Source organism: Mycobacteroides franklinii (genome assembly GCF_001853795.1).
GTDB lineage: Bacteria > Actinomycetota > Actinomycetes > Mycobacteriales > Mycobacteriaceae > Mycobacterium > Mycobacterium franklinii.
In genome coordinates this window covers 1,437,542-1,450,726 of the sequence record NZ_MLIK01000019.1, presented here as the reverse complement: position 1 = coordinate 1,450,726, position 13,185 = coordinate 1,437,542, and the positions used below count along the sequence as shown (strand labels likewise).

The window sequence follows — 13,185 nt, the reverse complement described above, 5'->3', positions numbered from 1 at the left end:
GTCAGCGACGGAAGGGGCGCAGTGCCTTGTTCGAGAGCTTGGTGAGGCTCTTGAGCGCAACCGGCGCCAGCCAGCTCGGCCCGCTGTACCACAGCGGCTCGCTCGGCAGCGTCACTCGGGTATCGACGATGGCCTCGGTGCGGCAATACTTGCGCAGGCCGTCGGCGCCGCCGAAGCGCGATCCCAGCCCAGACCCCTTCCAACCGCCGTGCGGCGCGGTCAGGCAGGACAGGTTCATGATCACGTCGTTGATGTTGACGGTGCCGCAATCAAGTTGCAACGCAACGCGTTCAGCCCGCTTGCGGTCCTTGGACCAGACACTGGCGGAGAGTCCGTATTCGCTGTCGTTCGCCAGCGCGATGGCTTCGGACTCCTCGGAGTACCGCATGATCGGCAGCGTGGGGCCGAAGGTCTCTTCCCGCATGCACTCCATGGAATGGTCGACGTCGACCAGCACGGTAGGTGCGTAGAAACTGCCATGACCAGGGATGCGCGCACCGCCGGTCAGCGCCCGTGCGCCGGAGGAAACCGCTTGGCGCACATGCTTGTCGACGACTTCGAGCTGGTTCTCGTCGATCATCGCGCCGACACTGTGGTCCAGGCCGGCGCCGATCTCCAGGCCGCGCACCTCATCGACCACCAGATCGACGAACTGCTCATAGATCGAGTCGTGCACATATACCCGCTCGACGGATACGCAGGTCTGGCCCGCGTTGAACATGCTGCCCCAGACCGCGGCGTGCGCGGCACGCTTGACGTCGGCATCCGGCAGCACCAGCATCGGGTCCTTGCCGCCGAGCTCCAGGCTGACCGGGGTGAGCCGGCGCGCGGCCCGTTCCATGATCTTCTTGCCGGTGGCAGTGGATCCGGTGAACTGGATGAAGTCGACGGTGTCGACGAGCGCCTCGCCCACTTCGCGGGCCCCGTGCACCACCTCGAAGACCGGGGGGCCACCGATCTCTGCCCAGCCTTTGGCAATGAGCTCATCGGACAGCGGGGTGCGCTCCGAGGGCTTGAGTAGCACCGAGCAGCCCGCCAGCAGCGCCGGGACCACATCCCAATAGCCCAGCGCCACAGGGTAATTCCAGGGCGAGATGACACCCACCACCTTGCGGGGCCGCTGATGCACGGTGATCTTCTTGGTGTTCATGGCGATCGAGGACGCGGGCCGTGATTCCGGGGCCAGGAACTCCGCCGCCTTCGGCGCGTAATACGCGATGATCGCGAGAATCGAGGGTATCTCGATGCCGCCGTCGATCTTGGATTTGCCGGTCTCGGCGATCAGCTGCGCCTCGATGCGCGGGGTGTTGTCGACCAGCCACTGCGCAAATCGGGCCAGTACCTGGCCGCGCCCCTCGGGGCCGAGTCGCTCCCACGACGGCTGCGCCTTCGCCAGTTGCGCGACGATTCCGGGGATATCCGCCGGATCGGTCCAGTTCACCGCGCCGATTACCTGCCCATTCGCGGGATTGCGCACGTCATGGGCGGTATCACGGGGGCTACTGACGAAGTTTTCAGACGTCGTTGTCATTAGTCGAGTCTAGGCACGAGGTGACCCGCGTGGCCATCCCCACTAGTTGGTTGGAATTATCCCGCGCAGGTAGGCGGCCTGGCCCAGATGCTGCGCACAGTCGTCGACAATGCTGACCAAGCGGACGCTCGCGGTAACCGGCGGATCCCAGTGCCTATCGACGACGCGCGCGAGTTCGGAATCCGTCAGGGTGTCCACGTATCGCAGCGTCATGTCGTGCACATCGTGGTAGTAGCCGCTCAGCTGATCCACCGTGGCCACGACCTTGGCGATGTCCTCGGGCGTGTGCCCGTATCCGTTGGAATCAACAGGCAGATCGAGACCGAATCGCGGCTCCCAGCCGCGGGCCGTCCACACCGGCTCGGCGCCGGTCATGGCGCAGATCTGCACGTCCTGACATCGTGCCGAATGCCAAATCAGCCAGGCAATGCTGTTCGCGTCCGATGTGGGGCGGTACGTCAACGCCGAATCCGTCAGACCGTCGGTCACCTCACCGACGTGCTCGATGATCCGAGTGAAGCTGTCACGCAACAGCTCCCGCGCCGAGGCCGCCGCTTCGAAATCCGTCATGGGTTGACGGTACGCCGGGGCCTGGGCGCCGGGTTGTCCGTTGGTTTGGACATCGCGAGGGCACCAGCACCGCAAGCGCAGAAGAGAACGGCCAACACAGGCAACACCATGGCGGTGTTCAGTGAAAACGCGTCCGCCAGCCATCCGATGAGCGCCGGCCCACCCAGCACCGCGATGTACCCGGTTCCGACCACTCGAGACAGCACCCGGCCCTCATGATGTTCGTCGATATTGCCCGCCACGGTGAAGACCTGAGGAACGCCACCGGCAAGCCCGAGGCCCACAGCCGCCCAACCCGCCATCGTCAGAGGCAATGCCGGCGAGAGGATGACGACGAGCAGCCCGACTGCCGCGAGCGCGCACCCCCAGCGCACCACCGGCACACGTCCAGCACGTTCTACGAGTTTGTCGACGGTGAACCGACCGACCGTCATCGCGAGCATGAACACCCCGAAGGCGAAGGCGCCCTGGGAATGCGAGGCGCCCAGGTGTTCCTGGGCGTGCAGGCTGCTCCAGTCGGTCGCCGATCCCTCGGAGAGCATGAGCAAGAAGGCGAGGAAACCCAGTACCAGGACCTGCCCGCGTCGATACTTCATCGGAGGACACATCGTGTAGGGCACCGTGTCCGGAGACTCCACTTCGCCTGCCCGCAACTTGTTCCGGAGCAGCACAGTGGCCGAGCAGGTAAGTAGCGCCAGGCACAGGACGGTGACGCCGACAACCGTCGCCCAGACCTGGATGTGCAGTGCGAAGGCGGCCGATCCGATGGCCGCCCCCACCACGTTGCCCACGGAGAAGACTCCATGGAACGAGGCCATGATCGGGCGGCCGTAGAAGCGTTCGACATCGACGGCGGCCGCATTCATGGCGACATCGGTGACACCGACCGCCACACCGCACAGAAAAGCGCCAATGGCGGCCACGACCACCGAGTGAGCCGACAAGGGAATGTTGACCCCGAGTGCCATGGCCGCACCCCCGGCGACGGCGATGGGCCCGCTGCCGAACCGATCGACAAGGAGTCCGCTGAGCTGCATGCCCGCCAGCGCGCCGAGGCCCAGTCCCAACACCACGAAGCCGAGGATGGTCGACGACATGCCGGTGGCCTGCTTCATGGTCGACAGGTGCACAGCCCAGGTCGCCACCACGAGCCCGAACGACGCGAATACGCCGATAACGGCAACCCGCATACGCAGCGGTTTCGTCAAGAAATAGTCCTCACCTCGGCGTTGTGCCAGCGATCGTGAGGCCCACCACGACCTTGGCGAGCAGCACTCACCGGTACCTCTCCACCACAGTACTGACCGCGGCTCCCCCGGGCCGCAGCGCCACTTCAGGGCAGCAAATATCACTTGACATTCATATGATTATGTAGTGATATGAGGGCATGGACGCCTTCACGGTGATCGCCGATCCGACCCGGCGCCGGATCATCGACACCCTTCGCGAAGGGTCGGCCGACGTCACGACATTGATCGAGCGGCTGGACCTTTCCCAATCGCTGGTCTCCAAGCACCTCGGCGTCCTGCGCGACGCCGGCACTGTTCGGGTGGAGGTCGCCGGCAAGCGCCGGGTCTATCACCTGGCCGACGATCCACTGCCCGCCGTGCTGGCTTGGGTGACGCCCTATCACCGTAAGTGGTCCAACGCCCTCGACCGCCTGAGGTTCCTCATCGATAGCGACCCCGATGTTCACGACAACAAGAAAAAAGAGGACAACCGTGACTAATCCCCTGGCCGCCACCCTCACGCCATGCGATGACCACGAGGGCCGATGGGTTCTCACCATGTCCCGCGATCTGAACCATCCGCCGGAGAAGGTGTGGCCGTGGCTCGTCGACCCCGACAAGCTGCGCCAGTGGTCACCTGCCATCCCCGACCGTCCGCTCGATTCAGTGGGAGCGGCACACGTTCAGGAGACCTCCGCCGACCCGATACTCGACGGCGAGGTGCTCTCCGTCGATCCACCGCGCGAGCTGATCCATCGATGGGGCCCGGACGACACTCTGCGCTGGCGAATCGAACCCACCGACAATGGATGCCGATTGACCCTGGAACATTCGATGGCAGACCGCGGTAACGCTTCCGGAAACGCGGGCGGTTGGCACATCTGCCTGGACACTCTCACGCTGGCCGTCGACGGCACTCCCCGAGGCCGGGTCGTCGGCGTGGATGCGATGAAGCACGACTGGCAAAGCCTCAATGATGGGTACGCCGCAATCCTCGGCTGAGCGCTCACGGAATTTGCGGAGCGGATTCACACCGGCCCCAGATCCGGTCACCGATCTGGTCACGATCCTGCACCCAAATCCGCAGATCATGCACACTATGGACGTAGTGGGCAATGTGCCCCATTCGCCTGTTCAGCACCTTCGAGGTATAGCGCTATCGATTTGCCCAAATTACTCTCAGGCAACCGCACTCGGCAACGGCGCCGAGCGCGGGCACGGGAGGGTCGCGATGGCTGCACAGCATTCGGTTTTGGGGAAACGTCACTCACTTCGGCGATACATCGCGACCACCGCAGCGGTGGCGGCGACATGTACCGTCCTGGCGCCGGTGGCGATGGAGTCGCGGACCATCGCCTCCACGCTCGCCTCGTACGTCATCGGGGTCGGCGGAAACAACGATGGCGCAAGTGCCAACATTCCTCATAAACTCGGCGGGGCGTACAGCGTCGACTACCACCCGGTCTCGTATCCGGGTGCCATCTGGCCGGTCAGCGGCCTCACCGCACCCACATTCAAAACCTCTGTGACACAGGGGCACAACAACCTCAACAAAGAAATCGCCACGGCAGGCAATCAGCAGATCACCATCGTCGGCTACTCCCTTGGCGCTGTCGTGGTGAGTAGATCGCATAGCGATCTGCAGAAGCAGTATCCCAACGGCAATCCCGACATTCAGTTCGTGCTGATGGGCAGTGCAAACACTCCGAACGGCGGCATCTTCGCTCGATTCCCGTGGTTGAAGATTCCTTTCGCCGATATCGAATCCAATGGCGCCTGGGAACCCGACCAATTCAAGACGAAGGTGATCAACACCGAGTACGACACCTACGGAGACTTCCCCGCCTATTTCAATCCGCTCGCGCTCGCCAATTCCATTGCGGCGATTCGGTATGCGCATCCCGATGTGTACTACGACAGCATCGACCCCACAACGCTCGACGACCCCGACAACCCCAACGTGATCAAGTCGGTGAAGGGCAACACCACCTACTACCTGGTCCGGGCCGAACACCTACCGCTGCTGCAGCCGCTACGCGACCTCACCAATCCCATCGGCGCCTCCTTCGTGCTTGATGCCATCGAGCCGACCCTGCGGGTGTTCATCGATATGGCCTACGACCGCGACACCAGCCCGGGAACCACCAAACCATTCAGCCTCTTCACCCCGCCGAAGAACATCGTCGACGCCGTCAACAAGCTGCCCGGCGCCATCGAGGAGGGCGCACACAACTTCGAGAGCGGACTGTCTGGCGGGGTCCCCAAACAGCCGGCACCCACCGAAAAGCCCGCCAACCCCCCTGCCCCCCAAACAGATACCCCGAAGTCTGCGCCCCCGGCAGCTCAGACACCGGCACCCGAGGCACCCAAACCACCGGTTCTCACCCTCACCACCGTCGAGCCGTCCACGCCCCCGCCACCGGCCAAGGCCCCCGATCTCACCGCGATCGCCGTCGGCTCCCACGTCAGCGCCCCGGCGCAACCGGCCGAGGAAAAGCCCGACACCAAACCCGAGGTGAAGCCGGAAACGAAGCCCGAGGAAAAGCCCGCACTCGCCGCAACCTCGAACACCACGAAGCCGACGCTGCGTCTACCGAAACCGCCTGTGTCACAGACCGGTACGTCACCGAAGACTCCCAAGCTCCCGTCACTCAAGGACCGTCTCAAGTCCATTCCGGGTCTCGGCGAGAAAAAGGATTCCACCGCAAGCACTCCGAGCAAGACTTCGGAATCCACGAATTCGCCGGATCACAGCAGCGAAAAGAGCTCGAACCACACCTCCGAAAAGGGCCACAGCGCCGCATAAGCCGGCTTCCCGTCGCCGAGCGTCTGGTTGACGGCGGTCAGCGGCCCGCGGGCGGTCCCGGCGGCCGCACCCCACCCCGCACGGTGGTGGGCCGACCCCGAAAGCAGTTCACCGAATACGGGTAGTCCTGTGTCAGCACGTAGTGATAGGTCTCGACGTCCCGGCCGTCCAGGCGCACACTGCTCGTGATCCCGTGGCATTCATCGAGATCCCTTGTGGTGATGATGTTTCCCTCACCCATCCGAGCGCCCGTGATGGGAAACCCATCGAGCGCGTAGCCCACGACCTCGGCGACATTCGCCGTGGCCAGACAGGGGCTGGGCGTGTGGTAGTGGTAACTGCCCGTCACCTCTGGATGCCCCGAGCAGTCATCCTGCACCTCCCATGCCCCCGCATCACGCCCCCCGGCATCCAGGGCGCTGAACAACACGACTCCCGAAAGCATCACCCCGACCTCGTGGCCGATGCACTGCGGAACGCCATAGGTGGGATCGGAGGCCAGCACATAGGTCAGCTCCTGAGCGCTGATGGCGTTCGGGTTGCGGTCGTACTGGTAGGCGGTGTCATCGGTCGCGATCGGGAACCGTCCCGTGGTGTGGTTCCGGGGCAGATCATTGGTCGTGATAACCCGAACGTTCTCGGACTTCGTCTCGGAGAGCACGCCGTGGTGCTGCACGTGCCCCTGGACGTGCGTCTTCCTGTCTGGGTAGTACCACTGGCCGTCCTCGGCAAACCATGGACCGCGGACCCCCGCGCCCATCGCGGCACCCGCCGCGAAACTCTCCGCATAACGCGGGCACGCATACACATAGCCCCCGCGCGGACCGTCGGTGACGACCTTTCCGTCCCCAACCGGCAGCCTGCCGTCGGCGAACAGGTCGCCGTAGTCATGGGTCATATCGAGCGTCAGGGGCTTCGCATCATTCGGCGGCGGCTCGGAACAGGCCCCCACAACCGCGACACAAATCAGCCAGATCACAACCCCCGCGTGCCGCACGGGACAAGTCAAACATCACCCCTGCGGATAGAAGAGGAAAAGCACGCAGCCCTGGTCTGACTGGGGAATGTGCCAGGACTGCGCGGGGGCGTGCAGAAAAGTGCCCGCCGGGTAGTCATTGACCCCGTCATTGAGCACCCCAGAGACGACGTACACCTCTTCCGGCCCGGGCCGATGGTGATCCTCCCCCGCCCATACCGCTCCCGGCGCGATGGTAGTGATCAGCGCTTTTGCTCCATTTTCGCCCTGCCACAGCGGCTGGATCGTCACGCCGGGGAAGAGCTCGATCGGGTCGACGTCGGCGGCCGATTTCCACGCGTATCCCGGAGCATTGGGACCGAACTGAGCGGGATCACCCTGGGGGCTCGTCACCACCTGAGCAACCCGATCTGGTGGTCTGCACATTCCTCGTGTGGGCCCCGGACGGCGTGTCGACTAGACTGGGTGAATGCCAGCCAAGACCGACCCAGCCGCGATCGACGACATCGAGCCGCTGGCGGACGAGACTGCCCACCAGGCTCAGCGCGTGGTTGCCGCCTACGCGAACGACGCCGACGAATGCCGCATGCTTCTCGCGATGCTCGGTATCGGGCCAACCAAGGTCGACGCGTAACTACCTACGTTTCCCTTCTGAGAAACAATAATGGCCCCTCAATCGGATGAGCGATCGCCGGTAGAGGCTGTCGCCGGCACCTCTGACTTCGTCGTCGTCGCTAACCGGCTCCCTATCGACCTGGTGAAGCTGCCCGACGGCAAGACCACCTGGAAGCGCAGCCCTGGCGGGCTCGTCACGGCGATGGAACCGCTGCTGCGCAAGCGCCGCGGCGCCTGGGTCGGCTGGCCGGGTGTCCCCGACACGGACGTCGAACCGGTCTCCGAGGACGACATGGTCCTCTACTCGGTCCGCCTTTCCACTCAGGAAGTCGCCGAGTATTACGAGGGTTTCTCCAACGCCACTCTGTGGCCGCTGTACCACGATGTGATCGTCAAACCCGAGTATCACCGCGAATGGTGGCAGGCGTACGTCGACGTGAATCGCAAGTTCGCGGATGCGACGGCTGCGGTCGCGGCACCGGGCGCGACGGTGTGGGTGCAGGACTACCAGCTGCAATTGGTACCCAAGATGCTCCGCATGTTGCGCCCCGACCTGACAATCGGCTTCTTCCTGCATATCCCGTTCCCGCCTGTCGAGCTGTTCATGCAGATGCCCTGGCGCACCGAGATCGTCGACGGTCTGCTGGGCGCCGACCTGATCGGCTTCCATCTGGCCGGGGGCGCCCAAAACTTCATGTACCTGGCGCGAAGACTGGTGGGTGCCAGCACATCTCGCGCATCCATCGGCGTGCGCTCCCGATTCGGCGAGATCCGCGTGGGCTTCCGCACCGTGAAGGTGGGCGCTTTTCCGATCTCAATCGACTCGGCCCAACTCGACAGCGTGTCTCGCAGCAAGCAGATCCGCCAGCGCGCCAAGGAGATTCGCGCCGAACTTGGGGGTCCGCGCAAGATCCTGTTGGGCGTGGACCGGCTCGACTACACCAAGGGTATCGACATCCGGCTGCGCGCCTATGAGGAGCTACTCGCCGAGGGCCGCGCCAGCGGCACCGACACCGTCTTCGTTCAGCTCGCAACACCCAGCCGCGAACGCGTCGACAGCTACAAGAAGATGCGCGGCGATGTCGAGCAGCAAGTGGGCCACATCAACGGAGAGTTCGGCGAGGTCGGGCACCCGGTGGTGCACTATCTGCATCGACCGGTGCCGCGCGAAGACCTCATCGCTTTCTTTGTGGCCGCCGATGTCATGTTGGTGACACCCCTGCGCGACGGTATGAACCTGGTGGCCAAGGAGTACGTCGCGTGCCGCAGCGATCTGGGCGGCTCGCTCGTGCTCTCCGAATTTACCGGCGCGGCAGCGGAATTACGCCAGTCCTATCTGGTCAATCCGCACGATATCGACGGCGTGAAGGACGGTATCGAATCGGCGCTGAACCAGAGCCCCGAAGAGGGGCGGCGCCGGATGCGGGCGCTGCGCCGTCAGGTGCTCGCGCACGATGTGGATCGGTGGGCGCGCGCGTTCCTGGAGGCGCTATCGACCCCGGCAACCGGCGATTCGATCGCACCGGAGCAGCCCGCGGTGCTGGGCGGCGAGCCCCTCTAAAGCGGTGTGATGTAGGAGATCAGCCACTTGTCTCCGGCACGCGTGTAGTCCACCTCAATCGATGACGAGTCGTACACGGGCGTGCGCGACTGGTCGGTGATGGTGCGGTTCATGTACACGACGACCTGCGCCGAGTCCCGGTGCGCCGCAATGATTCCGGTTCCTACGATGCTGGTCTGACTGACGATCTTGCGCTGCTTGGCCTGCGGGATGATTTCCCTGTTGGCCTTGTCTTCGAATTCACGCCGATACTCGGGGGTCAGCCCCGGGTACTGTTCGTCAAGGCTGCGCTCGACTGTCTGATAGTCGTATCCGAAGATGCTTCCGACCTGCTTGCCGGCCTGCTTGATGAGCGTCTCCCCCGCCGCCCGGCTGGCCATCGTGTCGACCCGGTGCCAGTACATTCCACCGGCCACCGCGGATAACCCGACGACGGCAAGTACCACTACTGCGACGAAAATTCGTGTCAGCCAACGCATTAGCTCTGCCCGTCCGGCCACCGCAGGTCATACGCGGTCATAGTGCCCTGTTGATCCTCGGCGACGATCATCCGCATGCGATACGACTTCGAGGGCTCGTTGACCCCCGAGTCGGCGTTGGTGAGTGTCACCCGCGCGGAGATGAGGATCGAGGCCTTCTTACTCACCTCGTCGATACTCTCCAGGCTCGCCTTCTTGATCACCACTTCCGAGCTGGTGCCGGTTTGGTGGTACAGCGCTTTGAGATTGGCGGTGTTGTCGGGATTGAACGTGCCCCGCAATGGTCCGCTGGTGCTGTTGACGAACTGGTCGACGTTCTTGTCGATGCTGTCCGGGCTGTAGGTCATCATGTTCGTCACCGCCTGCACCGCGGTGTCCACGAAACGCTGATCGCGCGCGGCCCGCAGATCGTCACGGTGCTGGGCGCGACCCATGAGCGCCAAAGCCACTCCCAACGCGGCGATCAGCACCACCGCCAACACCGCGGCAGCCCGCATCACGCCGCGTGTGTTACCCGGCCGACGGGTATCGGCAACGGTGGGCTCGGGTTTCGACCGGGCTTCGGTACGGCCCAGCGACACACTGATCGGCTCAGCGCTGATCTCGCCCGTCGGGCCGGCCGGACGCGCCGCACGTCGCCGAGTGGTCGGCGATAAGCCGCTTGCGCGAGGAGCATCGGGCTCGGCGGCTTTGTTTTCTTCTTCGGTCATACCGGCTTCGGTCCCAGCATCAGATCCGCCCACGTCTCGGCCTCGCTGCCACGGTCCAGTGCGGGCGCGTACACACTCGGCTGATTGTTGGCGTCGAGAAACACACCATTCTTCGGATCATAGGCACGTGCCGCCATCGGCGCCGATTTCGCTGCTACTGGCATCACGCCGCCACCGGCCGGCGGTGCTTCCGGGGCCGGTGGAGGTGGCGGCGGCAGCGTCGGAGTACCCGGGTCTGGCTCGGCACCCGGTGGGATATTCGGGAACTTGTTGGGCGGCAGAATGTTCCGCGGATCTTCCACCGGGGTGTCATACGGGGCGGGTGGGCCGCGCCACGGGTTGCTACCGATCGGCACATAGCCGCGTGGGTCGCGGCACAGCTGAATGGTCGGCGCCCGCTTGCCGGGGAATTCCTGGCACGGATAGTTGCGCGCGCCGCGCACCGCGCTCGGATCGTTCTGGGCGGTCTTGCAATACATGTCCCGGGGCAGCTCGCGCAGGGTCTCGTCGGCCGGGGTGCGCATCAGCGGCGCCGGCACGAATCCGGTCAGACATGGCGGCGGGTCACCCAGGTTCAGCCGGAAGTCCAACTTCGCGCCCTCGTCCATGGGCGCACCACCAGCCACCGTCAGCAGCGCAGAGAACAACGCGGGCAGGATCACCAGCGACTGCTCGATGGACTTGTTGTAGATGACGCCGACACGCCCCAGATTGGCCAGGCTCGCCGCCAGCACCGGGAAAGACGGACGAATGCCCGCGAACAGTTGCGAGGCTTCCTCGGTAGCACCCGGCGCCACCTTGAGGAACTGCCTCAGCTGTGGGTCTGCCTTGACGAAATGCTCCGTCAACGCGCCCAGGCTCGACACGGATCCGCGGATGTTGTCACCACTGCGAATCTGGGCATCCAGCAGCGGCCCCACCTGATCGACGAGTTTGGTGGTGCTGTCGTAGTTGGTGTTGGCCTCTTGGATCAGCAACCGCGACGAGTCGATCAGCCGGGAAAGTTCCTGGCCGGATCCGTTGAACGCCTTGAACGCCTCGGCCAGCACCTCGCGCAGCCGGGTGTCCGCGACGGTGTTCACCAGACCGTCCGCCTGACGCAGCAGCGTCGAGACGTCGGTGGGAATGGAGGTGCGATCGGTACCGATGACATCGCCTGCCCGCAGGATCCCGACGGCACCCGTCGGGGGCGGCGTCAGATCCACGTACTGCTCGCCGATGGCCGAGACACTCTTGACGGCGGCGAGCACATTGCCCGGCACCTTCACGTCGTCGTTGATCCGCATGGTGGCGGTGACGCCCTGGGGAGTCAGTTCGACATCGGTGACGCGACCGATCTGCACACCGCGGAAGGTGACGTTGGCGTTTTGGTACAGCCCGCCCGAGGCGACGAATTGCGCCTGCACATCGCGCTTTCCGATGCCGAGGGCCGTCGGCACCCGCAGGTAGAAGATCGCCATCAGCGCCACGCTGACTACCGTGACAACAGCGAAGATCGCCAGCTGTATCTTGATCAGCTTTTCCATCAGCGGCCACCTCCCTGCGGCGCGGCGGGTGCCGCGGGTGCGGGCAGATCGAACGGGCTGGTCTCTTTGCCGTTCAGGTTGGCCATGGATCCGATGAGCCATTCCGGCGGGTTCACCACGTCATTGAAGTGCTGCATGTTCGGGTCGAAGAACGATGTGGTGAAAAGCGTTTCGCCCAGACGCCGGGCGGTGAGGTCGAACGTCACGAACACGTTCAGGTAGTCACCGCGAACAGCGTTGCGCAGATACTTGGTACTGAACGGGAACGTGGGCAGCAGATCGAGGCTGTCGATCAGGACGTCCCGGTTCTCCGCCAGTGCCCGAACAACCGGGTACAGCCCCTTGAGGTCGGCGACGATGTCTTCCTTGGTGGTCCGCAGTACCCGGTCGGTGATCTTCGCGAGGTTCCCCACCGAGCGGAACGCCTCGATGATGTTGGCGCGATTCTCGTTGAGTACCTTAAGGGCGGGTTCGATTGAATCAATCGCACGCCCAAGGCTTTCTTTGTGTTCGGCCAGTACTCGCGAAAACTTGTCGATGCCCTCGATGGCCGAGATGATGTCGTCGCGCTGAGAGTTGAGCGACGAGATCAGCGTGGCGAGTTTCGGCAGCACCTGAGTCAAGTTGCCGGTACGCCCCTTGAAGAGGTTGTAGGTCTCGTCGGTGATGTCCTGCAGTGCACCGAGATTGCCCTTGTTGACCACAACGGACAGCGCCGACAGCACCTCTTCGGTGCTGGGATACTTACCGGTCCGGCTCAACGGAATGGTGTCTCCGGCGGTCAGCTTGCCCTCCGCGGGCTCTCCCGCGGGCGCGGCAAGCTCGATGTGCTGCGAGCCGAGCAGGCTGGTCTGGGCAACCTTCGCAACGGCATTCGCCGGCAGGTGCACTTCCGGCCCCAATGACACCTTGACCCCGGCATACCAAGAGCCGTCCGGCTTTTGGAAGGCATCGATACCCGACACACTGCCCACCGTGACGTCGTCCACCATGACCGGCGAGTTCTGCGGCAGCGTGGTGACATCGGGCAGCTCGACGGTGATGGTGTAGGACCGCGAACCATGCCCAGCAGTACCAGGCAGGCTCAGTGAATTCAGTCCGTTGAACTGGCATCCGCTGGCGACGACGGTGACACCGATAGCCATGGCCACGCCACGCAGCATGCGATGAGGACCTCGCGCG

Annotated in this window: 14 protein-coding genes; 5 read left to right on the top strand and 9 right to left on the bottom strand. The window is 64.2% G+C overall.

From position 1 onward, the window contains the following. Window position 1: 1 nt before the first annotated feature. Genes BKG76_RS14635 through BKG76_RS14625 form a run of 3 tightly spaced genes read right to left on the bottom strand, consistent with a single transcriptional unit; the run spans window position 2 to window position 3,291 of the window. Window positions 2-1,531, bottom strand: a complete 1,530-nt coding sequence (locus BKG76_RS14635; protein WP_070938266.1) for an aldehyde dehydrogenase family protein — start codon at window positions 1,529-1,531, stop codon at window positions 2-4. Between the two features lie 42 nt (window positions 1,532-1,573). Beyond that, the gene (locus tag BKG76_RS14630) at window positions 1,574-2,101 is read right to left on the bottom strand and encodes a mycothiol transferase (RefSeq protein WP_070938265.1); all 528 of its coding nucleotides are present in this window, start codon (window positions 2,099-2,101) and stop codon (window positions 1,574-1,576) included. Beyond that, window positions 2,098-3,291 (bottom strand): MFS transporter, encoded by a 1,194-nt coding sequence (locus BKG76_RS14625; protein ID WP_070938264.1) that lies wholly within the window; start codon window positions 3,289-3,291, stop codon window positions 2,098-2,100. Before BKG76_RS14625 ends, BKG76_RS14630 begins: the two co-directional genes overlap by 4 nt. A 197-nt stretch (window positions 3,292-3,488) precedes the next feature. On the opposite strand from BKG76_RS14625, the gene BKG76_RS14620 reads away from it, so the two are divergent. From BKG76_RS14620 to BKG76_RS14610, 3 genes are all read left to right on the top strand, one after another. Beyond that, complete coding sequence (locus tag BKG76_RS14620; RefSeq protein WP_070938263.1) at window positions 3,489-3,830, top strand: ArsR/SmtB family transcription factor; 342 nt, start codon at window positions 3,489-3,491, stop codon at window positions 3,828-3,830. 58 nt (window positions 3,831-3,888) lie between these two features. Beyond that, on the top strand, window positions 3,889-4,332 hold the full coding sequence (locus BKG76_RS14615; RefSeq protein ID WP_070938262.1) for an SRPBCC family protein: 444 nt from the start codon (window positions 3,889-3,891) through the stop codon (window positions 4,330-4,332). A 229-nt stretch (window positions 4,333-4,561) separates the two neighbouring features. Then, window positions 4,562-6,136: a PE-PPE domain-containing protein gene (locus BKG76_RS14610; RefSeq protein WP_070938261.1), complete on the top strand. Its 1,575-nt coding sequence runs from the start codon at window positions 4,562-4,564 to the stop codon at window positions 6,134-6,136. Between the two features lie 37 nt (window positions 6,137-6,173). On the opposite strand, the gene BKG76_RS14605 is transcribed toward BKG76_RS14610, so the two are convergent. Both BKG76_RS14605 and BKG76_RS14600 read right to left on the bottom strand, forming a co-directional pair. Beyond that, a complete protein-coding gene (locus BKG76_RS14605; RefSeq protein ID WP_070938260.1) occupies window positions 6,174-7,133 on the bottom strand; it encodes a YHYH protein in 960 nt (319 codons plus the stop codon). Window positions 7,134-7,148: 15 nt separating this feature from the next. Then, a complete protein-coding gene (locus BKG76_RS14600; protein WP_070939244.1) occupies window positions 7,149-7,505 on the bottom strand; it encodes a cupin domain-containing protein in 357 nt (118 codons plus the stop codon). Window positions 7,506-7,581: 76 nt separating this feature from the next. On the opposite strand from BKG76_RS14600, the gene BKG76_RS24875 reads away from it, so the two are divergent. Together BKG76_RS24875 and BKG76_RS14595 are read left to right on the top strand one after the other, a co-directional pair. Next, complete coding sequence (locus tag BKG76_RS24875; protein ID WP_109420746.1) at window positions 7,582-7,746, top strand: hypothetical protein; 165 nt, start codon at window positions 7,582-7,584, stop codon at window positions 7,744-7,746. Window positions 7,747-7,776: 30 nt separating this feature from the next. Then, window positions 7,777-9,288, top strand: a complete 1,512-nt coding sequence (locus BKG76_RS14595) for an alpha,alpha-trehalose-phosphate synthase (UDP-forming) (protein ID WP_070938259.1) — start codon at window positions 7,777-7,779, stop codon at window positions 9,286-9,288. Here BKG76_RS14595 and BKG76_RS14590 read toward each other — a convergent pair. From BKG76_RS14590 to BKG76_RS14575, 4 genes are read right to left on the bottom strand one after another with little or no spacing between them, the layout of a single operon-like run. Continuing rightward, window positions 9,285-9,788, bottom strand: coding sequence for a mammalian cell entry protein (locus BKG76_RS14590; protein ID WP_078282339.1), 504 nt, complete (start codon window positions 9,786-9,788; stop codon window positions 9,285-9,287). The genes BKG76_RS14595 and BKG76_RS14590 overlap by 4 nt on opposite strands. After that, window positions 9,767-10,477 carry a mammalian cell entry protein gene (locus tag BKG76_RS14585; RefSeq protein WP_070938257.1) on the bottom strand — a complete coding sequence of 237 codons (711 nt, stop codon included), beginning with the start codon at window positions 10,475-10,477 and terminating at the stop codon, window positions 9,767-9,769. The genes BKG76_RS14590 and BKG76_RS14585 overlap by 22 nt, the downstream gene beginning before the upstream one ends. Continuing rightward, window positions 10,474-12,003: an MCE family protein gene (locus BKG76_RS14580; protein ID WP_070938256.1), complete on the bottom strand. Its 1,530-nt coding sequence runs from the start codon at window positions 12,001-12,003 to the stop codon at window positions 10,474-10,476. Before BKG76_RS14580 ends, BKG76_RS14585 begins: the two co-directional genes overlap by 4 nt. Further along, window positions 12,003-13,166: an MCE family protein gene (locus BKG76_RS14575; RefSeq protein ID WP_070938255.1), complete on the bottom strand. Its 1,164-nt coding sequence runs from the start codon at window positions 13,164-13,166 to the stop codon at window positions 12,003-12,005. The genes BKG76_RS14580 and BKG76_RS14575 overlap by 1 nt, the downstream gene beginning before the upstream one ends. Window positions 13,167-13,185: the final 19 nt, after the last annotated feature.